The organism is Pseudomonas sp. R2-7-07 (assembly GCF_003852355.1).
Classification (GTDB): domain Bacteria; phylum Pseudomonadota; class Gammaproteobacteria; order Pseudomonadales; family Pseudomonadaceae; genus Aquipseudomonas.
In genome coordinates this window covers 1,640,681-1,661,244 of record NZ_CP027759.1, presented here as the reverse complement: position 1 = coordinate 1,661,244, position 20,564 = coordinate 1,640,681, and the positions used below count along the sequence as shown (strand labels likewise).

Annotated in this window: 24 protein-coding genes, 1 tRNA gene and 1 pseudogene; 16 read left to right on the top strand and 10 right to left on the bottom strand. The window is 60.8% G+C overall.

From position 1 onward, the window contains the following. The first annotated feature begins 103 nt into the window (after positions 1-103). Together C4J86_RS07475 and C4J86_RS07470 are read left to right on the top strand one after the other, a co-directional pair. Positions 104-1,045, top strand: coding sequence for a folate-binding protein YgfZ (locus tag C4J86_RS07475; RefSeq protein ID WP_124369953.1), 942 nt, complete (start codon positions 104-106; stop codon positions 1,043-1,045). A 37-nt stretch (positions 1,046-1,082) separates the two neighbouring features. Then, positions 1,083-1,904, top strand: a complete 822-nt coding sequence (locus C4J86_RS07470; protein WP_124369952.1) for an HDOD domain-containing protein — start codon at positions 1,083-1,085, stop codon at positions 1,902-1,904. On the opposite strand, the gene C4J86_RS07465 is transcribed toward C4J86_RS07470, so the two are convergent. Continuing rightward, positions 1,898-3,289, bottom strand: coding sequence for a sensor histidine kinase (locus C4J86_RS07465; RefSeq protein WP_124369951.1), 1,392 nt, complete (start codon positions 3,287-3,289; stop codon positions 1,898-1,900). The two genes, C4J86_RS07470 and C4J86_RS07465, sit on opposite strands and share 7 nt — an antisense overlap. After that, complete coding sequence (locus tag C4J86_RS07460) at positions 3,282-3,953, bottom strand: response regulator (protein WP_124366210.1); 672 nt, start codon at positions 3,951-3,953, stop codon at positions 3,282-3,284. The genes C4J86_RS07465 and C4J86_RS07460 overlap by 8 nt, the downstream gene beginning before the upstream one ends. Positions 3,954-4,347: 394 nt before the next feature. On the opposite strand from C4J86_RS07460, the gene C4J86_RS07455 reads away from it, so the two are divergent. The 4 genes from C4J86_RS07455 to C4J86_RS07440 are packed head-to-tail and all read left to right on the top strand — an operon-like array spanning position 4,348 to position 8,402. Then, positions 4,348-5,337, top strand: coding sequence for a tripartite tricarboxylate transporter substrate binding protein (locus C4J86_RS07455; RefSeq protein ID WP_164484579.1), 990 nt, complete (start codon positions 4,348-4,350; stop codon positions 5,335-5,337). 60 nt (positions 5,338-5,397) lie between these two features. Further along, on the top strand, positions 5,398-5,856 hold the full coding sequence (locus C4J86_RS07450) for a tripartite tricarboxylate transporter TctB family protein (RefSeq protein ID WP_124369950.1): 459 nt from the start codon (positions 5,398-5,400) through the stop codon (positions 5,854-5,856). A 1-nt stretch (position 5,857) separates the two neighbouring features. Then, positions 5,858-7,372 carry a tripartite tricarboxylate transporter permease gene (locus tag C4J86_RS07445; RefSeq protein ID WP_124369949.1) on the top strand — a complete coding sequence of 505 codons (1,515 nt, stop codon included), beginning with the start codon at positions 5,858-5,860 and terminating at the stop codon, positions 7,370-7,372. Continuing rightward, positions 7,365-8,402 (top strand): AbrB family transcriptional regulator, encoded by a 1,038-nt coding sequence (locus C4J86_RS07440; RefSeq protein WP_124369948.1) that lies wholly within the window; start codon positions 7,365-7,367, stop codon positions 8,400-8,402. The genes C4J86_RS07445 and C4J86_RS07440 overlap by 8 nt, the downstream gene beginning before the upstream one ends. 14 nt (positions 8,403-8,416) lie before the next feature. On the opposite strand, the gene ung is transcribed toward C4J86_RS07440, so the two are convergent. Further along, positions 8,417-9,109, bottom strand: a complete 693-nt coding sequence (ung, locus tag C4J86_RS07435; protein WP_124369947.1) for a uracil-DNA glycosylase — start codon at positions 9,107-9,109, stop codon at positions 8,417-8,419. Between the two features lie 136 nt (positions 9,110-9,245). Between ung and C4J86_RS07430 the strand changes: the two genes are divergently transcribed. Continuing rightward, entirely contained in the window at positions 9,246-10,358 is a 1,113-nt protein-coding gene (locus C4J86_RS07430) for an enoyl-CoA hydratase/isomerase family protein (protein WP_124369946.1), read from the top strand. Positions 10,359-10,362: 4 nt separating this feature from the next. On the opposite strand, the gene C4J86_RS07425 is transcribed toward C4J86_RS07430, so the two are convergent. Both C4J86_RS07425 and C4J86_RS07420 read right to left on the bottom strand, forming a co-directional pair. Next, positions 10,363-10,797, bottom strand: coding sequence for a DUF3757 domain-containing protein (locus C4J86_RS07425; protein ID WP_124361719.1), 435 nt, complete (start codon positions 10,795-10,797; stop codon positions 10,363-10,365). 147 nt (positions 10,798-10,944) lie between these two features. After that, complete coding sequence (locus tag C4J86_RS07420) at positions 10,945-11,298, bottom strand: hypothetical protein (RefSeq protein ID WP_124361718.1); 354 nt, start codon at positions 11,296-11,298, stop codon at positions 10,945-10,947. Between the two features lie 293 nt (positions 11,299-11,591). Here C4J86_RS07420 and C4J86_RS07415 point away from each other — a divergent pair, with 293 nt between their 5' ends. The 5 genes from C4J86_RS07415 to C4J86_RS07395 all read left to right on the top strand — a co-directional run bounded on the left by C4J86_RS07415 (position 11,592) and on the right by C4J86_RS07395 (position 14,590). Beyond that, positions 11,592-11,804, top strand: coding sequence for a cysteine-rich CWC family protein (locus C4J86_RS07415; protein ID WP_124369945.1), 213 nt, complete (start codon positions 11,592-11,594; stop codon positions 11,802-11,804). Next, on the top strand, positions 11,794-12,486 hold the full coding sequence (locus C4J86_RS07410; RefSeq protein WP_124369944.1) for a pseudouridine synthase: 693 nt from the start codon (positions 11,794-11,796) through the stop codon (positions 12,484-12,486). Before C4J86_RS07415 ends, C4J86_RS07410 begins: the two co-directional genes overlap by 11 nt. A 304-nt stretch (positions 12,487-12,790) precedes the next feature. Further along, complete coding sequence (locus C4J86_RS07405) at positions 12,791-13,675, top strand: alpha/beta fold hydrolase (protein ID WP_124369943.1); 885 nt, start codon at positions 12,791-12,793, stop codon at positions 13,673-13,675. Positions 13,676-13,809: 134 nt separating this feature from the next. Beyond that, a tRNA-Gly gene (locus C4J86_RS07400) sits at positions 13,810-13,883 on the top strand. Positions 13,884-14,089: 206 nt separating this feature from the next. Next, positions 14,090-14,590, top strand: a complete 501-nt coding sequence (locus C4J86_RS07395) for a methylated-DNA--[protein]-cysteine S-methyltransferase (RefSeq protein WP_124369942.1) — start codon at positions 14,090-14,092, stop codon at positions 14,588-14,590. On the opposite strand, the gene C4J86_RS07390 is transcribed toward C4J86_RS07395, so the two are convergent. Next, the gene (locus C4J86_RS07390) at positions 14,591-15,331 is read right to left on the bottom strand and encodes a GNAT family N-acetyltransferase (RefSeq protein WP_305955294.1); all 741 of its coding nucleotides are present in this window, start codon (positions 15,329-15,331) and stop codon (positions 14,591-14,593) included. A 218-nt stretch (positions 15,332-15,549) separates the two neighbouring features. Here C4J86_RS07390 and C4J86_RS07385 point away from each other — a divergent pair, with 218 nt between their 5' ends. Next, positions 15,550-15,975, top strand: coding sequence for a low affinity iron permease family protein (locus tag C4J86_RS07385; protein ID WP_124361712.1), 426 nt, complete (start codon positions 15,550-15,552; stop codon positions 15,973-15,975). Positions 15,976-16,045: 70 nt separating this feature from the next. Here the strand turns inward: C4J86_RS07385 and C4J86_RS07380 are convergent, their stop codons facing one another. Both C4J86_RS07380 and fos read right to left on the bottom strand, forming a co-directional pair. After that, entirely contained in the window at positions 16,046-16,573 is a 528-nt protein-coding gene (locus C4J86_RS07380) for a DUF4142 domain-containing protein (protein WP_057723086.1), read from the bottom strand. Positions 16,574-16,742: 169 nt separating this feature from the next. Then, positions 16,743-17,153, bottom strand: coding sequence for a fosfomycin resistance glutathione transferase (gene fos / locus C4J86_RS07375; RefSeq protein ID WP_124369940.1), 411 nt, complete (start codon positions 17,151-17,153; stop codon positions 16,743-16,745). A gap of 100 nt (positions 17,154-17,253) precedes the next feature. Between fos and C4J86_RS07370 the strand changes: the two genes are divergently transcribed. After that, positions 17,254-17,493, top strand: a complete 240-nt coding sequence (locus C4J86_RS07370) for a CopG family ribbon-helix-helix protein (protein WP_124361708.1) — start codon at positions 17,254-17,256, stop codon at positions 17,491-17,493. Next, positions 17,483-17,767, top strand: a complete 285-nt coding sequence (locus C4J86_RS07365; protein ID WP_124361707.1) for a type II toxin-antitoxin system RelE/ParE family toxin — start codon at positions 17,483-17,485, stop codon at positions 17,765-17,767. The genes C4J86_RS07370 and C4J86_RS07365 overlap by 11 nt, the downstream gene beginning before the upstream one ends. 7 nt (positions 17,768-17,774) lie before the next feature. Here C4J86_RS07365 and C4J86_RS07360 read toward each other — a convergent pair whose 3' ends face one another. Continuing rightward, positions 17,775-18,683, bottom strand: coding sequence for a LysR family transcriptional regulator (locus C4J86_RS07360; protein WP_177413157.1), 909 nt, complete (start codon positions 18,681-18,683; stop codon positions 17,775-17,777). A 77-nt stretch (positions 18,684-18,760) separates the two neighbouring features. Between C4J86_RS07360 and C4J86_RS07355 the strand changes: the two genes are divergently transcribed. Further along, positions 18,761-19,249 (top strand): DMT family transporter, encoded by a 489-nt coding sequence (locus C4J86_RS07355; protein ID WP_124369938.1) that lies wholly within the window; start codon positions 18,761-18,763, stop codon positions 19,247-19,249. 86 nt (positions 19,250-19,335) lie between these two features. Here C4J86_RS07355 and C4J86_RS07350 read toward each other — a convergent pair. Beyond that, a pseudogene (locus C4J86_RS07350) lies at positions 19,336-20,527 on the bottom strand (CaiB/BaiF CoA transferase family protein). Positions 20,528-20,564: the final 37 nt, after the last annotated feature.

Here is a 20,564-nt window from a genome sequence, read left to right as displayed (position 1 = left end):
GACGGCACCGGGACAGCCGGCTTTGGTCGCGCCCCATGGAAACTATGCATTTGCCGGGCGCCCCTCTATGATGCACCCATGACTTTTTGACCTGCGATGACCCATGGCCGACTCTGCTTTCTTCTGCCCGCTGTCCCACGAAGGCGTTCTCGCCGTCCGCGGCGCGGACGCTGCCAAATTCCTGCAGGGCCAACTGACCTGCAACCTCAATTACCTGAGTGACACCCAGGCCAGCCTGGGCGCGCGCTGCACGCAAAAAGGCCGGATGCAGTCAAGTTTTCGCATCCTGCTACAAGGTGACGGCGTGCTCCTGGCCATGGCCAGCGAACTGCTAGAGCCGCAATTGGCAGACCTGAAGAAATACGCAGTGTTCTCCAAATCCAAACTCACCGATGAAAGCGCCGCCTGGGTGCGTTTCGGCCTGGCGCATGCCGACCAGGCGCTGGCCGCGCTGGGCCTGGCGTTGCCGGTCGAGACCGACAGCGTGGCGCGCACCGAGACGTTGATCGCCATCCGCGTGTCGCCCGACCGCGCTGAACTCTGGGCACCCGCCGAACACGCCGAAAGCCTGCGCAACCAGTTGGCGGCAAGCCTGCCGCAAGCCGAGCTGAATGAATGGCTGCTGGGCCAGGTCCGCGCCGGCATCGGCCAGGTGATGTCGCAGACCCGCGAACTATTCATCCCGCAGATGCTCAACCTGCAGGCGGTGGGCGGCGTCAGCTTCAAGAAAGGCTGCTACACCGGCCAGGAAATCGTCGCGCGCATGCAGTACCTGGGCAAACTCAAACGCCGCCTGTACCGCCTGAGTCTGGCTGCGACTGAATTACCCGAGCCAGGCACCGCACTGTTTTCCCCGAGCCATAACAGTTCGATCGGCGAAGTGGTCATCGCGGCAAAAGCCGGTCAGTCCATTGAACTTCTTGCCGTGCTGCAAGCCGAAGCTGCCGATAATGGCGACGTACGCTTAGGCAGCCTGGAAGGCCCGGGCCTGCGGCTGCTTGACCTGCCCTACGCGCTGGACCGCGATCGTGAGATCCAGCGTTAACCGCCGTACTTTTTTTGCAACACCCTAGAGAGTATGAATGAACGAGCTGGCGGAAAAAGTCCAACAGGCTTTGATGAAGGCCATCGACAACGATGACCTGGTTCTGCCGACATTACCGGAGGTGGCCCTGAAAATTCGTCAGGCCGCCGAAGACCCGGAGATCAGCATCAGCCACTTGAGTAAAGTGATCAGTCGCGATACCGCCCTGTCGGCGCGCCTGATCAAAGTGGTCAATAGCCCGTTACTCAGAGCAACTCAGGAAGTTACCGACCTGCACACTGCCATCACGCGGCTCGGCACCAATTACAGCAGCAACCTGGCCATCGGCCTGGTCATGGAGCAGATCTTTCACGCCCGCTCCGAGGTGGTCGAACAGAAAATGCGCGAAGTGTGGCGCCGCAGCCTCGAGGTCGCGGGCGTCAGCTATGCCTTGTGTCGCCGGCATAGCCAACTCAAGCCGGACCAGGCGGCCCTGGGCGGCCTGGTGCACCAGATTGGCGTGCTGCCGATCCTCACCTACGCCGAAGACCATTACGAGCTGCTGTCCGACCCGGTCAGCCTCAACCACGTGATCGACAGCATCCATCCGGTATTGGGCGACAAGCTGCTCAGCGGCTGGGACTTCCCCGAAATGCTGGCAAAACTGCCCGGCCAGTATCTGAACCTGGAACGCGACTGCGCCCAGCTCGATTACATCGATGTGGTGCAGGTCGCCGTGCTCTACTGTCACCGCCACACCGGACACCCACTGGCAAACGTCGATATGGCCGACGTACCGGCGGTGAAGAAGCTGCGGATTGACCCCTACAGCGAGACGTTGCGCACCGAACTGGATGAAGCACGTTCGATGTTCTACTGATCCCCGGCGATAAAACTCACGCGCACTTTCAACCCCACCGATTCGCCATCGTGCAGGCTGATCTGCGCCAGGTGCGCACGGCAGATCTCCCCGACAATCGCCAGCCCCAGGCCCGACCCCATACCCTGCTGGCTGCGCCGATAAAATCGCTCGAATACCCGGTCCCGCTCATCCAGCGGGATACCGGGTCCATCGTCTTCGACTTCGAGCACCGCTGGCGCCGTAACCCGCAAAATCACGTTGCCACCCGGTGGTGTGTGCGCCAGCGCATTGTCCACCAGGTTGCTCAGCAACTCATTGAGCAGCGTCGGTTCGCCGCGCAGCCACACCGGCTCGTCTGCTTCCAGCGCTAAGGCAACGCCTCGCGCGTGGGCCAATGGCGCCATGGCCATGCCCAGCTCTCGGGCCAATTGGCTGAGGTCGAGCAACTGCGCGCCGCCTTCGGCAATGGCCCTGGCACCATTTTCGATGCGTGCCAGGGACAGCAACTGATTAGCCAGGTGCGTGAGACGGTCGGTGCCCTGGGCGGCGGTTTCCAGGGTGGTGCGCCACGTGGCCGGGTCTTCGGCGCGCAGGCCCAGTTCCAGGCGGGCCTTGAGCGCGGCCAGCGGCGTACGCAACTCGTGGGCGGCGTCGGCAATGAACTGCGCCTGGCGTTCGAACTGGCCGCGCAAGCGTTCGGTGAAATGGTTGAGGGAACGCACCAGCGGGCCGAACTCATCCTGCACCTCTACCAGCGGCAAGGGCCGCAGGTCGTCGGGCTGGCGTTCTTCCACCGCCGTGCGCAGGCGCTCCAGCGGGCGCAGCGCCGCGCTGACGGCAAACCACACCAGCAACAGCGCGCCAATGGCAAGCATGCCCAGGCGCAACAAGGTGTCGGCCATCAGGCTACGGGCCATGGCGACCCGGGCTTCGTCAGTTTCCGCGACACGGATCTCCGCCATGCCATTCATGTTCGGCTCGGAGACAGCCTTGAGCAGGCTCACCACGCGCACAGGCTGGCCCTGATACACGGCGTCGTAGAACCGCGCCAAGGCTGGGTAATCATCCGTACGCGGGGTGCCGGGCGGCGGGCCGGGAAGGTTTTCGTAACCCGATATCAGCTTCTGGTTGATGTCATTGACCTGGTAATAGATACGCCCGGCGCTGTCGTAGGCAAAGGTGTCCAGGGCCACGTAGGGCACGTTGGCACTGAGCGTGCCGTCCACCTGGGTCAAGCCGGCGGCAATGGTGCGCGCCGAGGCCAGCAGCGTGCGGTCATAGGCGGTGTCGGCCGCTTCGCGCCCGTTCCAGTAGGCACTCATGCCACTGGCGAGCATCAGCAGCACCAGCAACAGCGCGAGGTTCCACAGCAGGCGCCAGCGCAGGCTGCTGGGCTTATGCATCGCGGGCTTCCAGCAGGTAGCCAAGGCCACGGAAGGTCACGATGGCGATAGGCTGGCCGTCGAGTTTCTTGCGCAGGCGGTGCACATAAATTTCGATAGCGTCCGGGCTGGCTTCTTCGTCGAGACCGAACACCTGGGAGGCCAGTTGCTCCTTGCTCATCACGCGGCCAGGCCGGGCGATGAGCGCCTCGAGCACCGCTTGCTCGCGCGAGGTCAGCGTCAGCAGTTCGCCACCGGCCGTGAAGCGCCGAGTATCGAGGTCGTACACCAGCACGCCGCACGCCTGCTGGCGCTCGCCGCCCAATACGCTGCGCCGTAGCAGCGCCTTGACCCGCGCTTCCAGTTCCGTCAGCTCAAACGGTTTGGCGAGGTAATCGTCGGCGCCCAGGTTCAAGCCATGCACGCGGTCTTTTACATCGCTGCGTGCCGTCAGCATCAACACCGGCAAATTTTTTCCACGGGCGCGCAAGCGTGCCAACACTTCGAAACCATCCATGCGCGGCAGCCCCACATCAAGGATCGCCGCCGCGTATTCCTCGCTGCTCAACGCCAGGTCCGCAGCCACGCCATCGTGCAATACGTCGACGGTCAACCCTATGCTCTTGAGCGCTTGGGCGACACTTTCGGCGAGTTGCAAATGGTCTTCAACCAGAAGGACACGCATGAATTTCTACCTCGTGCAGGCGTGGGCGACGCCACGCTTTGGCGGGCAGTTTACAGGCGCAACCTGCCCTGTGAAGCCCGAAAACATTGAAAGGCAACTGAAAGGTTAGTGAAAGCTTCGCCCTTTAGCATCCAGTTACGGTGGTTACGCCCGCCGAGCTACCTCACCCGTAGCGCCCGAAAAACGCCTCGAAGCGTTTTCGCCAAAATAAGAACAATAACGGAGTGCACCACGATGCTGTCGACACAGCCCCAGGCTCGCCCGCCTGCAAGAAATTCCCGCCTTACTCACACCCACTCTGCCCTTGCCGTCTTCGAAGACGGTGGCCGTGCGCTCGCGCAACGCCAGGCACAGCAGCGCACGCGGCTAAGCCACTCATAACAAAAATACGGAGATCACCATGACCCTTTCACTGCGTAAAGTTGCGATTACCGCCGGCTGCATGCTGTTTGCCGGCCAACTGCTGGCCGCCGACGAACCCAAGCGCCCTGAATGCATCGCCCCGGCTTCCCCGGGCGGTGGTTTTGACCTGACCTGCAAGCTGGCACAAAGCGCGCTGGTCAACCAGAAACTGCTGAGCAAGCCGATGCGCGTGACCTACATGCCAGGCGGCGTCGGCGCAGTGGCCTACAACGCGGTGGTCGCTCAGCGCCCTGCGGATGGAGGTACCCTGGTGGCCTGGTCCAGCGGTTCATTGCTGAACCTGGCCCAGGGCAAGTTCGGTCGCTTCGATGAAAGCGCCGTGCGCTGGCTCGCAGCGGTAGGCACCAGCTACGGTGCCATCGCAGTGAAAAGTGATTCACCCTACAAGACCCTCGACGATCTCGTAAAAGCCTTGAAGAAAGATCCAGGCAGCGTAGTGATAGGTTCCGGCGGTACGGTTGGCAGCCAGGACTGGATGCAAACCGCCCTGATCGCCAAGGCCGCCGGCATCAACCCGCGCGAGCTGCGTTACGTCGCGCTGGAAGGCGGCGGCGAAATCGCTACCGCTTTGCTCGGTGGCCACATTCAGGTGGGCAGCACCGATATTTCCGACTCCATGCCGCACATCCTCAGCGGCGACATGCGCTTGTTGGCGGTGTTCTCCGAGCAGCGCCTGGACGAGCCGGAAATGAAGAACATCCCGACCGCCAAAGAGCAAGGCTATGACATCGTCTGGCCAGTGGTGCGCGGCTTCTACCTCGGGCCAAAAGTCAGCGATGCCGACTACGCCTGGTGGAAGGATGCGTTTGACAAACTGCTGGCTTCCGACGAGTTCGCCAAGCTGCGTGACCAGCGCGAGCTGTTCCCGTTCGCCATGACAGGCCCGGAACTGGACACCTACGTGAAGAAACAGGTGGCTGACTACAAAGTGCTGGCCAAAGAGTTCGGCCTGATCCAGTAAACGCCCCGCTTTCGCGCGGCCACGCCCGTTTAAACACGCGGTGTGGCCCAGGAGTTCACCATGCTCTTACAACGCATTTTCGCCGCCGTACTGTTGCTGGCCTGCGCCGGCCTCGCCCTGATGGCCTGGCCGTATCAGGCGGCGTTTTCCTACGAGCCGGTCGGGCCTCGCGCCTTTCCGCTGCTGATGCTCGGGCTGATGAGCCTGGCGCTGATCTACATGCTGTTTCGCCCGCAACCCACCCAACACACCGAAGAAGACCCGGCGCTGGACCGCGACACACTGGTCAAGATCGGCATTTGCATAGCGCTGTTGATCGTGTTCGCCGCCACCTTCGAATCGTTGGGTTTCATCCTCAGCAGCCTGTTGATCGGCATCCCGATGGCACGCCTGTATGGCGGGCGCTGGATGCCCAGCGTAGTGATCGTCGGCCTGATGGCCATCGGCTTATACCTGCTGTTCGACAAAGCCATGGATGTGCCGCTGCCCCTCGGCCTGCTCGACGTACTGGAGAACTGATATGGATACTTTTGCCTATTTGGGCCAGGGGTTCGGCGTCGCGCTGAGCCCGTACAACCTGGTGACCGCCTTGTGCGGCACGCTGATCGGCACCGTGGTCGGCCTGTTGCCGGGCCTGGGGCCGATCAATGGCGTGGCGTTGTTGATCCCCATCGCATTCGCCCTGGGCCTGCCGCCCGAGTCGGCGTTGATCCTGCTTGCAGCGGTGTACCTGGGCTGCGAATACGGCGGCCGTATCAGCTCGATCTTGCTCAATATTCCGGGCGAAGCCTCCACCGTGATGACCACCCTCGACGGCTACCCGATGGCCCGCAAAGGCCTGGCCGGCGTGGCGCTGTCGTTGTCGGCGTGGAGTTCGTTCATCGGCGCGTTTATCGCCACCTGCGGCATGGTGCTGTTTGCCCCGCTGCTGGCCAAATGGGCGATTGCCTTCGGCCCGGCGGAATATTTCGTACTGATGGTGTTCGCGATTGTGTGCCTGGGCGGCATGGCCGGTGACAAGCCGCTGAAAACCTTTGTGGCGGCGCTGATCGGCCTGTTCCTCTCGGCGGTGGGCATCGACGCCAACAGCGGCGTGTACCGCTTTACCGGCGACAACATCCACCTCACCGATGGCATTCAGTTCGTGGTGTTGGTGCTGGGCCTGTTTTCCATCAGCGAGATCCTGCTGCTGCTGGAGAAAACCCACCGTGGCCAGGAAGCGGTCAAAGCCACCGGACGGATGATGTTCAACCTGAAGGAAGCGTCTTCGGTTTTCGTAGTCAACATCCGTTGCGGCCTGCTCGGCTTCATCATGGGTGTGCTGCCGGGCGCGGGTGCTACGTTGGCCTCGGCCGTTGCCTACATGACCGAGAAACGCCTGGCCGGCGCCAGCGGCACATTCGGCCAAGGTGACATGCGTGGCCTGGCCGCCCCGGAAACCGCAATCGGCGCGTCCGCCTGCGGCGCCCTGGTGCCGATGCTGACCCTGGGCGTGCCCGGTTCGGGCACCACGGCGGTGATGATCGGCGCGCTGTCGCTGTACAACATCACCCCAGGACCGCTGCTGTTCCAACAGCAACCGGACATTGTCTGGGGCCTGATCGCCTCGTTGTTCATTGCCAACATCATGCTGGTGATCCTCAACATCCCGATGATCCGCATCTTCACCCGCATCCTCGCCGTGCCGAACTGGGCGCTGGTGCCGGTGATCGCCATCATCACCGCAATTGGCGTGTACGCGGTGCATGCCACCACGTTCGACCTGTTCCTGATGGTCGGCATCGGCATCTTCGGCTACATCCTGCGCAAGCTCGACTTTCCGCTGTCGCCGGTATTGCTGGGCTTTATCCTCGGCGGCCTGATGGAACAGAACCTGCGCCGCGCGCTGTCGATCTCCAACGGTGCGCTGGACATCCTGTGGTCGAGCCCGATCACCTTCGGCGTCTGGGTACTGACCGCGCTGATGCTGATGTTCCCGCTGGTGCGCATCTACCGCAAACGTGCCCTGCAGCGTCGTGCCGTGGCCGATGTCTGAGGTCACTTTCAAGCAATGGTGGGGAACACCGCTGGTCGGCCTGGCCGGCGGTTACCTGGCCAGCCTCGTCGGCTGGCCCTTGCCCTATATGGTCGGCTCGTTGCTGGCGATCATCCTGGTGCGCTGCCTCACGCCCTGGCAATTGGCGGAAATTCCCGGCGGGCGCAAATGCGGCCAATGGGTGGTGGGCATCGGCATCGGCCTGCACTTCACGCCGGTAGTGATCGAACAGGTGATGAGCCACTTCGGGCTGATCTTCTTCGGCGCCTTGGTGACGAGTTTGTCGAGCGTGGTCGGGGTGTGGTTGATGCGCCGCAGCGGTGAAGACCGCGCCACCGCGTTTTTCTCCAGCATGCCGGGCGGCTCCGGGGAGATGGTCAACCTTGGCGCGCGCAATGGTGCGGTGCTCAGCCGGGTTGCGGCGGGGCAGAGTCTGCGCGTGCTGGTAGTGGTGCTGTGTGTGCCGGCGATCTTCAAGTATTTATTGGACGGTGGCGCGCCGCAGTTTCACCCGGCACCTGTGGATTGGCGGTGGCTGGCGTTGCTGTTTCCGATGGGGGCTCTGGTGGCCTGGGGCTGGCAGCGTTTGCACCAGCCGAACCCTTGGCTGTTCGGCCCGTTGCTGGTGAGTGCGACTGCCAGTGTGGTCTGGGACCTGCATATCGGCCTGCCCGATGGCGGCAGCCAGATCGGCCAATGGCTGATCGGCAGCGGCTTGGCGTGTCACTTCAACCGCCAGTTCTTTCGCAGGGCTCCATCCTTTATGGGTCGCACGTTGATCGGCACCGCCTTGACCATGGCACTGGCAACATTGGCGGCGGTGGGCCTTAGCGCCCTGACCCAGTTGGACCTGCGCTCCTTGACCCTGGGCATGATGCCCGGCGGCATTGCCGAAATGAGCCTCACGGCTGAAACCTTGCAATTGTCGGTGCCGTTGGTGACTGCAATGCAGGTGATGCGGCTGTTGTTCGTGCTGTTTCTGGCGGAGCCGTTGTTCAGGCATTGGAACCGCCGGCCGGAAACAATCTGAATCCTCTTCGCAGTTCAGAGCGGCGGCAACCGCCACTCGATCGGCGCCTCGCCATTCTGCTCCAGAAACTTGTTGGCGCGACTGAAATGCCCGCAGCCCAGGAACCCGCGATACGCCGACAACGGTGATGGATGCACCGAGGTCAGCACTAGGTGCTTGGTGGCATCGATCAGCTTCTGTTTGCTCTGGGCGTGGGCGCCCCACAACAAAAACACCAGATGCGGCTGATGCTCGCTGACCACCTCGATGATCCGGTCGGTAAAGAACTGCCAGCCCTTGCCCGCATGGGCATTGGCATTGGCGCGTTCCACGGTCATGGTGGTGTTGAGCATCAGCACGCCCTGGTCGGCCCAGCTTTGCAGGTAGCCGTGGTTGGGGATGTCGATGTTCAGGTCACGCTTGAGTTCTTTATAGATATTGACCAGGGACGGCGGCGCCGGCACGCCCGGTTGCACCGAGAAGCACAGGCCGTGGGCCTGGCCGGGGCCGTGGTACGGGTCCTGGCCGAGGATCACTACCTTGACCTTGTCCAGCGGCGTCGAGTTGAGGGCATTGAAAATCAGCGGGCCAGGCGGGTAGATCTCCTTGCCGGCCGCATGTTCCTGGCGCAGGAACTCGCGCAACTGGGCCATGTAGGGCTTCTCGAACTCATCGCGCAGGGCGTGTTTCCAGCTGGGTTCGAGTTTGATACGGTCGCCATCGGTCATAGTTGAATTGTCTTGTAAAAAAGAATGAGGCGAACCCTAGGAAAGCCGACCCCGCTTGTCAATTGATCTGACACACCACCGGCGCTTTCCCACGAAGGGATCATACTCATCCTTCACCTTCTCGATTGAGGTCACGATGAACCTGCACTTCGAAGAACTGACCGGCAGCGACGGCGCCCGCATCGGCATCGCCAGCCTGGACGCGCAAAAGACCCTCAACGCCCTGTCCCTGCCGATGATTTTGGCCTTGGGTGATCGCCTGGATGCCTGGGCCAAGGACCCGAACATCGTCTGCGTATTGCTGCGCGGCAATGGCCCCAAGGCCTTTTGCGCCGGTGGCGAAGTGCGCAGCCTGGCGCAGGCCTGTCGCGAACATCCCGGCGAAGTACCCGCCCTGGCCGCGCAGTTTTTCGCCGCGGAGTACCGCCTCGATTATCGCCTGCACACCTATCCCAAACCGCTGATCTGTTGGGGCCACGGCTATGTGCTGGGCGGCGGCATGGGGCTGCTGCAAAGCGCGTCCGTGCGTGTCGTGACGCCCACCAGCCGGCTGGCCATGCCGGAAATCAGCATCGGCCTGTACCCGGATGTCGGCGCCAGCAGGTTCTTGTCGCGCCTGCCCGGCAAACTCGGGTTGTTCCTGGGCCTTACCGGCGCCCATATCAATGGCCGCGATGCCTTGGACCTGGGCCTGGCCGACCGTTTCCTGCGCGATGACCAGCAAGACGAACTGCTCGAAGGCCTGCTGCAACTGAACTGGCAGGAACAGAGCGCAATGCAGCTCAACAGCCTGCTCAAGGCCCTCGCCCAGGAAGCCGTCGACCAGCAACCCGAAGCGCAGTGGTTGCCGCGCCGTAGGCAGATCGACGACTGGCTGGATGTGGGTGACATACGCTGCGCCTGGCGCGCGTTGAGCCAGTTGCGTGATCATGCTGATCCGCTGCTGGCTCGCGCCGGCAAAACGCTGAGCGAAGGCTGCCCGCTGACCGCCCATCTGGTGTGGGAGCAAATCCGCCGGGCTCGGCATTTGTCGTTGGCCCAAGTGTTCCAGATGGAGTACACGGTGAGCCTCAACTGCTGCCGTCATCCGGAATTCGCCGAAGGGGTAAGGGCGCGGTTGATCGATAAGGACCAGGCGCCGCACTGGCACTGGCCGGATATCAACACAATTCCAGAGGCGGTGGTGCAGGCGCATTTTGAAAAAGCCTGGGAGGGTAGGAATCCTCTGGCAGATTTATCCGATTATTGACAGCCTATCGTTGCGAGTCATTTATCGTGAATGCGCAATTATCGGGTTGATTGTCACGGCAGACGTAAACCTGTTGATCGAAGGGAATCTTGCCAAGCTCCCAATGCAAGCTGTCGGTCAGTGACATGGTGTTGGCAGCGCCTGAAATGCAAGGACGCATAACGACCAGCTCTTCACGCTGGTTTTCATAAACGCACTTTTCCACGTAGCCGTTTTTTCGGTCAGTGCCCTTTTCAGGCGTGAATAAAGCGCCAAGAAAGCTATGTATATATTCGTTAGGCTCAACCTTGGGACCTTGCCAGAGCACGCCATCCTGCTGGTATTGAAAGTAGCCTTTGACGTTTCGGATCATCGATTTATCCGGACAAAACTGCTTTGCCCCCGCCGGGCCCATGACGCAGCCGACTAGTAAAAGCACGCACATCAGTTGTTTGAACATAGAGGCTTTCCTTCGACAAACACACAGCGTTTCCCCGCAGTGAAATATATCTTGAGCCTCAAAGATAGCTGTTAAATCTGACAGTGCCGACGAATGGCAGGCGAAAAAAAGCGGCGCATCATGCGCCGCTTGGTTCAAAGCCTTTCTTCAGCGGTGACCACCACGCCCGCCGCCATGCTCACCACCCCGTCCGTGACCGCCGTTTCCCCAACGATTTCCTCCCCAGCCCTGGTTCGGATACGCCCGGTAGGCAGACCTCGGATAATAACGTGGCGCGGGTTGGTAATAACGCGGCGCCGAGTAATAGCGCGGGGCCGGATAGTAACGTGGAGCCGGCGCGTAGTAGCTGCCCCTGTCATAGCGAGGGCCACCGTAGTAATAGGCCGGCGCCGGTGCGGTATACACCTCGGAGCGATAGTAAGTGGCGCCTCCATCGTAGTAGGGCACACAAGCTGACAAGGTCAGGCCGAGTAATGCAGTGAGCAGCAGTCGTCGATACATGGCGGCCTCCTGGACCGCGGAAGAGCACCTCCAGCGACGCTGGAGAGCGGCACCCAGCTTGCGCCGAATGACACAATATCTGACATCAAAAACAACATCTGGTGCGTTTCAGTAACAACTTGATACATCAACACGCAATTCCTGTAGGGGCACCCGACGGGAGCCCAAGCTATATCGTCTCAGTCATATTCAGGCAGATACCGTGTCGCTCTCGATGACGGCGTTGTCCTGCTGCGGGTCCGCGCTGTATTGTGCAAGGCCGAGCATACCTGCCTATACAGCCTGACCCAGCCATGACCACACCCACGCTTTGCCCCGCCTGCGGAGCCGTCAACGACTGCGCCCTGGCAGACCCACGCACGGTTGACCAGGCGTGCTGGTGCTTCAATGTCACCATTGACCCGGCGGTACTCCTCGCGCTGCCTGACGAACTGCGCAATAAAGCCTGCCTGTGCTCGCGTTGCGCCCAAGTGGATGAACAGTTGCGCACCCCTGATGCGCGTTGATCGGTTCCTCAGCAACCTGCCGCGCTTCAATCGCAGGCAAGTACGGTTGCTGTTGGTGGAACGCCACGTCAGCGTTGATGGCGTAACGGTCAGCGATCCCCACCATGAGGTACGCGAGTTCAGCCAGGTGTGCGTGGATGGTGAGGTGCTGCAGGCGGGCAAACCGGCGCGCTATTTCATGCTGCACAAACCCCAAGGGTGCGTGAGTGCCACAGCGGATCCGCAACACCCTACCGTGCTCGATCTGCTGAATGAGCCGGACAAAAGCACGCTGCATATTGCCGGGCGCCTGGACTACAACACGACCGGCCTGATGTTGATCACCAACGACGGCCAGTGGTCGCGGCGCCTGACACAACCGACGACCAAGTTGCCCAAGGTGTACCGCGTGGAAACAGCGCAGCAAATCGGCCCCGAATACGCGGTGACATTCAAGGCGGGCCTGTACTTCGCGTTCGAAGACCTCACCACCCAACCCGCCGAGCTGGAATTACTGGGACCGACCACGGCGCGCTTGAGCATCATCGAAGGCCGTTATCACCAGGTGAAACGCATGTTCGGGCACTTCAATAACCAGGTGATTGCGCTGCACCGTGAGCGCATGGGCCCGCTGCAGTTGGATCCGTCCCTTGCGCCGGGGGAATACCGAGCCCTGACTGACGATGAAATCCGACAAGTCTGACGACCGTTCAGCCGCTGGTGGCAAAAAACCAGCCAGGCGGCTTGCGACCTGCCGAGTCTGTGCTTGAATCAAGCTCACCCGTTGAAATATGACTGGCGAGTCACCTATAACCTCCAAGAAACACCTTGCCCCGCCCGTGCTGGATTGGCGGGCCGTCCCGGCAAACATCCCGCCCTGACAACCGCTGTCGGCCAACCGCAATCGGGCCGACAGGGGCGCTCATCTTCCAGGCGTATGCCTACCTGTCATAAAGCTCGTGCAAAGTCATTTGCGCGCCCTACCCGCTTGCCAGGAGTCTTACGACATGAGGCCAGAAATCGCTGTGTTGGATATACAGGGTCAGTACCGGGTTTACACGGAGTTCTATCGCGCGGATGCCGCTGAAAAGACCATCATTCTGGTCAACGGCTCGATGGCCACCACGGCCTCTTTCGCCCAAACCGTGAAAAGCCTTTACCCCCAATTCAATGTGGTGCTGTACGACCAGCCCTACGCCGGCCGTTCCAAAATCCACAACCGCCACGAGCGGATGCTGACGAAGGAAGTCGAAGGCCAGATCCTGCTGGAGCTGATCGAGCGCTTCGCCGCCGAACACGTGCTCTCGTTCTCGTGGGGCGGTACTGCCGCCCTGTTCGCCCTCGCCCAACGCCCGCGACGCATTGAAAAGGCGGTGATCAGCTCGTTCTCCCCGGTGATCAACGCGCCCATGCGCGACTACCTTGAGCGCGGCGTCGACTACCTCGGCAACCTCGACCGCGACCGCGTCGGCCATCTGGTCAACAGCACCATCGGCAAGCACCTGCCGTCGCTGTTCAAGCGCTTCAACTACAAGCACGTCAGCAGCCTGGCCGAGCATGAATACGGGCAGATGCACTTCCACATCAGCCAGGTGCTTCACAGCGATCGCTTGTGTTACCTCAATGCAGCCAGGCAGATCGACATTCCGGTGCTATTCCTGAACGGCGAATGGGACGAGTACACCAGCGCCGAGGATGCCAGGCTGTTTGGGCAACATATAACCCACAGCAGCTTCAGCACTATCCAGGCCACGGGGCATTTCCTGGATATGGAGCATAAAGCGGCATGCCGGGACAGCCGGGAGGCTGTGGTAGGCTTTTTGAAAGGGCAGCGGCCGGTGAGTCGGTTACGCTACCAGCAGGGTCAGACGCAACATGCATGGGCGGTCTGAAGTGAGGCCCACTGTAGGAGCGGGTTCCTGCAGTGGCGCCGCTCATTTGCGGGCGGTGCGCGCGCAACATGCGATTTTTTCGAAGAAAAACTTCAAATCCAGCTGAACATCTGGTACAAAGTCAGCCGCTTTGAGCGGGTATAGTTTAGTGGCAAAACGAAAGCTTCCCAAGCTTTAGTTGAGGGTTCGATTCCCTCTACCCGCTCCACTCAAATTGGCTTTCATGTCATGCCACGGCTGACACGGAACGCATAAAAAACCGGCTCCTGGGGCCGGTTTTTTTTGGCTGGCGTTCGGGTGCCTATAACGCTCGCCTTCTACAAAGAATTCGAGCGCAAGAAACGTAGTTTGCCAATACCCTGATGGACCTACACTGGCGCCGTACGCTTCAGCATCCCTTCGAGGAGCCCGCCCATGCCATGTGAATACACACTCATGCCCTCCCCTGTCGGCGAACTCACCTTGGTGGCGCGCCATGGCAAACTTGGCGCCATCCTGTGGCAAACAGAGCGCGCCAACCGCGTACGCCTGGGTGAATTGATCGAGACCAACGACAGCCTGGTGCTATTGGAAGCCCAGCGCCAGCTAAACGAATACTTCGCGGGAACACGCAGCCAGTTCGAGCTGGAGTTGGACTTCGCCGGCACTGACTTTCAGAAACAAGTCTGGCAGGCCCTGCTGACCATTCCGTTTGGCGAAACGCGCAGCTACAGCCAGATAGCCGAGCAGATCGGCAACCCGAAAGCCGTGCGTGCAGTCGGGGCGGCGAATGGGCGTAATCCGATTTCGATCATTGCGCCCTGTCACCGAGTGGTGGGTGCTTCGGGCGGGCTGACCGGGTTTGCGGGAGGGCTTGAGGCCAAGCAATATCTGTTGACGCTGGAGAATCGCGGCCAGGCGAAACTGGCGTTCTGATCATGGCTGTGGGGCAGCTGCGCGAATAAAGGACGCGCAATCGAACAAGCGTTGGAAACCGAGCTTTCCATACAGTGCAACGGCGGCCGTCGAGGCCTCGAGAAAACACCGACGAGCCCCCAGGCCCGAGGCGTGAAGCAGGGCCGCTTGAATCAATCGAGTGGCGTAGCCTCTTCCACGAAAGCCGACCCGCGTGCCGACATCACTCAGTCGGGCCTCCCCCTCACATAACGACAAGGTCAACGAACAGCTCACCTGCCCCTCCACAGACAATGTGAAGTGATAAAGGGCTTCACCGGCGTCCAGGGATCGCTGGTGCCGAGCCTGGTAATGCGCGACCGCCTTGGGCGCTATCAGGAATGCACTGTCGAGCGGAGTCGCCCATTCGTTCAGGTTCCGAGTCAGGCTGATCTGCACACCTTCCTCGTTTATCAATGGAGCAAGGCGCGCCAATGACAGGACCATCGCCGTGGTCTCTTCAGCCGGCTGAAAGCCGAGCTGCGCGAGCACGTCGCGCAAGCCATCGACCTGTTCCTGAGGAATCACGATACGAATGGGGATCAAGGTACGGCGGATCAGTTCCAGCGGTAACTCCGTCGCTTCGCACAGCGGGTCGCTGCCCAGACGAATAAACAACATATTCCACGGCGCGCAATGTTCCTCAGCAAAGTAGGTGCTGATACCGGCGCTATGTCGACAATACATCGCGCAGGTCGCCGCAAAAAAATGCGCTTCGGTCAAGTCATAGCGTGCGAATAGGTCATGGGCGTTTTTAGCGTGCATAAGCAATAACCAGGCAAAAACCCAGTCTTGTGCTCAAGGTTTCACAGCGCCGTAGGCCCGCTCCTAAAAGCCCGACAGAAAAACCTCTACTTTTGTCCGACCGATAAGTTGTAAAAAGAAATTTCAGCGAGCGACTGCTGTCAGTAGTTTCATCACCCTTCTTGAGGAAAACGGTCATGAACTTCTCTGCAGTCTCCCAAACCCTGTCGCGCTGGGCCGGCAGCCCCCGGACGTTCTACACGGCGGTGGCGCTGATCCTGGCGTGGAGCCTGAGCGGGCCGTACTTTCATTACAACGACACCTGGCAATTGATCATTAACACCTCGACCACCATCATCACGTTCCTGATGGTGTTCCTGATCCAGAACACACAGAACCGCGACAATGACATCCTGCATATCAAGATCGACGAGCTGTTGCGTGTGTCCAAGGATGCGCAGAACGCGGTGCTGAGCCTGGACGGCCTGGACCGCAAGGAGCTTGAAAAGCTACGCCAGGAATATCGCGATATCGGCAAAGCCGGCAGCTTGAACCTCAACAGCAGTTGCGGCCCTGCCGCCGACGACGCGGCGGCGCCGAAAACAAATTTGAACCAGGCCTGAAAAAAACGGCGGTTGGAGATGATCCAACCGCCGTTTTCATTTCAAAGGGAGCTTCAACTCAAAGGGAGCTTCAACCGTCGCCTTGGTGCCCCTTGCCGTAGGTCGATGCCAGGGCGCGGGCTTTTTCCAGACGCTCCTGCAGCTTGGGCAGCGTCTCATCCACCAACGCTTTTATCTCTGGCACCTGCGACGCCGCGCCTTCCTGCTTGAACAGGGCGATGGCGTCTTCGTTTTCCTTGACCTGCTGCGCGGTGTAAGCGGCGTCGAAGGAGTCGCCGTCCTTGAGTTCGGGCATCAGGGTTTCGGCCTTGTCGACGATCTTCTCGCGCGGGGCTACCGGCAAGTCGAGCTTTTTAGCGATAGCCGCCAGATGCTGGTTGGCCAGGGTGCGCTCATTGATCACCTCGATGGTGTAATCCTTGATCTCCTGGGACGAAGTTCTGGCGTGGGCCATGCGACTGGTTTCGATATCGGCCATGCCTTTGGCCGAAGCCTGCTCGATGAATTCGGCAGGTGACTGGGCGAAAGCATTGCTGGCGCCGAGGCCCAGCAGCATCGCGAAACTGGCGGTGCGTAACCGGATAGCCATGCGGCTCATGATGGGTTCCTCCAGGGCAAAAATAGGTGCGAGGAAACAGCGCCTCGCCCTGGATTCGAATTTTGCTTGAGGCAAAGGTTTAGAAAATACTTTCCAGTGCGACGAACGGTCGTTGTTGAGTCGGGCGGTTTTGTCAGCAAACAGACCCGGACTTCTGCACGTTCCCAGTCTAGGGGTAAAACTTCATTCCGGCATAAGGCTTGGCGCGACAGGCTTGCAACCGCGAGGCGAGATCGCCGACATGGGCTTCGAGCTTGTGACCATCGGGGTCGAGAAAATAGAACGAGGCGCCTTCACTGCGATTGTCGCGCCACTCCTCCACGCCAGCGCCTCGCAAGCGTGCGACCAGGGTCATGAAATCGTGCGCTTCGACGGTCAACGCGTAATGCGTGTAATCGGCTGCCGGGATCGGGTCACGCAACGGGTCCAGCGACAAACATAACCACAGCCCAGGCAACGAAAGGTAGGCGCCGTTATCCCAAGTGGCGTCAAGCCGAAGCTGCAAGAGCTCATGGTAGAAACGGATGCTGCGCTGCAGATCGGTGACGGCCAGGGTCAGGTGATTCAGCCCGGTTAGCATAAGTTTTTCCTTGTCCGGAATGCCTCTGACGAACGGGACAATCGATCAATGAGATGACGCTGTAATATGTTGCACTACCTATCACTACATTGAGGTTCGTATGTCTGTTATGTCCCTGCGGATACCGGACGATGTCGCCGATACGCTTGCCAGTCTGGCCAAAGCGACCGGTCGCAGCAAATCGTTCCTCGCTGTTGACGCGCTACGTGAATACTTGACGCGTGAAGCATGGCAAATCGAAGAGATTCAAAAGGCGCTGAAAGAAGCTGATGCGGGGGATTTCGCGACGGCTGCCGAGGTAAAAGCCGTCGCTGACAAATGGCGCAACAATGCAGGTTGAGTGGCTGAGGACAGCCCTCAGAAACCTGGATGATGAAGCGGCCTTTATTGCTGAAGAAAACCCTAAAGCCGCCTACGAGTTCGTCCAGGCGATTTTGGCCGGGCTTGAACACATTGCGCAATTTCCCGCGTTGGGAAAAACCGGGCGCGTCCCAGGGACGCGTGAATGGGTGGTGCCCCGGTGGCCCTACATTGTCCCTTACCGTATTCGTGAAGGGCGACTACAGGTGATGCGAATTTTTCATACCCGCCGCCAACCACCTACCTCCTGGTAGCAGCTGATCAGCCCTTTAGCACACCTTGCACCCGCCCACTCAACCACTGCAACCCCGCATCCCCACCCCGTCGCGCATGCCATGCCAGCTCAAATGCAAACGAAGGAATATGAAACGGCGGTGGCACGGCGATCAGTTGGGCATGATCGATATTCAACAGGCCCCGGGAGGAGACGGTCAGGATCAGGTCCGTGCCCTGAATCAACTGCGGTGCCACGCCCCAGTGCGGCAGGCTGACGGCCACATGCCGGCGCTGACGAATCGCGGTCAGCGCACGCTCGATTTCCGGCGTGCCGCTGCCGCGCATTTCCAGCAAGACATGGGGGCGTGACAGGTAGGTAGGCAGGTCCAGCACACCCGTCGTCGGCAGGCTGTCGCGGTCGACCAGGCAGGTGTAATGCTCTTCGAATAAAGGCGTAGTCCGCAGTTCGGCAGGCATGTCAGGGAAAACCCCGGCGGCCAGGTCGAGATCGCCATTGAGCACGCCGTCGACCATGCCTTCGCGGCTGGCCTGGATGATTTGCAGGTCGATGCCCGGCGCTTCACGGCGCAACAAGCGCACCAATCCCGGTAGGAAAATCGCCGCACTGTAGTCCGACATTGCCACGCGAAAGCGGCGTTTGGCCGACGCCGGGTCAAAGCGGTTCGGCGCCAGCAGCACTTGCACCTGGGCCAGCGCCTCCGCCAACGGCGTAGCCAACTCCAGCGCACGCGCCGTTGGTATCAATGAGCCGCCCTGACGCACCAGCAACGGGTCGCCCAGCAGGTCACGCAAGCGCGCCAGCGCGTGGCTGACCGCCGGTTGGCTCAGGTGCAGACGTTCGGCGGCGCGGGTGACGTGTTGCTCGCTGAGCAACACGTCAAGAATCACCAACAGGTTGAGGTCGATGCGCCTTAGATCATTCATCAGCTGCATGCTCGGTATAAGAACTTGGAATTTAAATTTGCGCGACGAATAACCTAGAGTCCAGCAAAACCTCTGGGAGATTCGCCATGACGACGTTGCATTGGCTGGGTGTGTTGCTGCTGGCGGTGATCGCTGGTGCCGTGGTGCCGTTTCAAAGCGCGATCAACGCCAACCTGGGTCGCGGGCTCGGTCACCCGTTGTGGGCGACGCTGGCTTCGCTGTTGGTGAGCATCATTGTGTTGCTGCCGGTGATCATCGCCCTACGGCTGCCCTTGCCGAACCTGGCCTTTATCACCCAGGCGCCGCTGTGGATGTGGGCCGGTGGCGCGTTCGGGGTGTGCTTTATCTCGCTGGCATTGGTGCTGATGCCCACGCTGGGCGCATCAGGCTTCGTTGCCCTGGCGATGGCCGGGCAGATTCTCGCGTCGTTGCTGCTCGACCATTTCGGCCTGTTCGGGCTGGTGGAGCGCCAACTCACAACGCCCCGCGTGGTGGGGGCGTTGCTGTTGATCGGCGGCGTCGCACTGATTCAGTTCAGCGCGACACCGGCCCGTGCATTGGCAACGGCTGGCTGACGACCACAGCGAACCGCCATGCTGATACACGAAAACCCGGCGCGGGCAGACCTCCTACACAATCAGCGGGTCGGAATAATCGGTGATCATTGCACCACTCCCGAAGCCTTCAGACGTTGAATGTCAGCGTCTGTCAGGCCCAGGCCTGCGAGGATGTCATCGGTATGCTGGCCCAGCGCAGGCCCTTGCCAATTCACCGCGCCGGGCGTTTCCGACAGTTTGGGCACGATGCCGGGCATTTTTACCGACACACCACCGGGCAAATCGGCATCGAGCAACATATCCCGTGCCTGGTAGTGCGGGTCGCTGACAATGTCCGCCACGGAGTAGATGCGCCCGGCCGGCACTTCAGCGGCCTCCAGGGCGCTGAGCACCTGCTCGATGGGCAGGCTGCTGGTCCAGTGGGTGATTGCCGCGTCGAGCAAACCACTCTGTGCCGCACGGCCATCGTTATGGGCGAACTCAGGCGCAGCGGCCAGGTCGGCGCGGCCGATGGCGGTCATCAGGCGCTTGTAGATCGGGTCGCTGTTACCAGCGATCACCACGTAGGCGCCGTCGGCGGTCAGGTAGGTATTGGACGGCGCGATACCGGGCAAGGCACCGCCGCTGCGCTCACGCACATGGCCGAGCATGTCGTATTCGGGCACCAGGCTTTCCATCAGGTTGAACACGCTTTCCGCCAGGGACACATCGACGATCTGGCCGTCACCCTGGCCGGTCTTGACCCGCAGCAGCGACATCAGCGCGCCGATCACACCGTGCAACGACGCAAGCGAATCCCCCAGGCTCACGCCGACCCGCGCCGGTGGCGAATCCGGGTTGCCGGTGGTGTAGCGAATGCCACCCATGGCCTCGCCGATCGCACCGAAACCCGGGCGGTCGCGATAGGGCCCGGTGGCCATAGCCGGAGATGCGCACCAGGGTCAGCTTGGGGTTGAGGGCATGCAACACATCCCAACCCAGGGCGAGTTTTTCCAGGCCTCCGGGGCGCAGGTTTTCGATCAGCACGTCGGCGTCGGCGAGCAGCTGCTTGATCAGGCTCAAGCCCTCTGCCGACTTGAGGTCCAGGGCCAGGGACTGCTTGTTGCGCGATTGCAGGTACCACCACAGCGACGTGCCTTCGTGCAGCTTTCGCCATTTGCGAAGCGGATCGCCCTGCCCCATGGCTTCGATCTTGATCACCTCGGCACCAAAATCGGCCATCATCCGCGCCGCGAAGGGCGCGGCAATCAGGGTGCCGATCTCGATAACCTTGACACCGTTCAGGGGAGCCGTCATGGGATGTACCTCTTATTCTTGGAGTGTGCACCGAGGC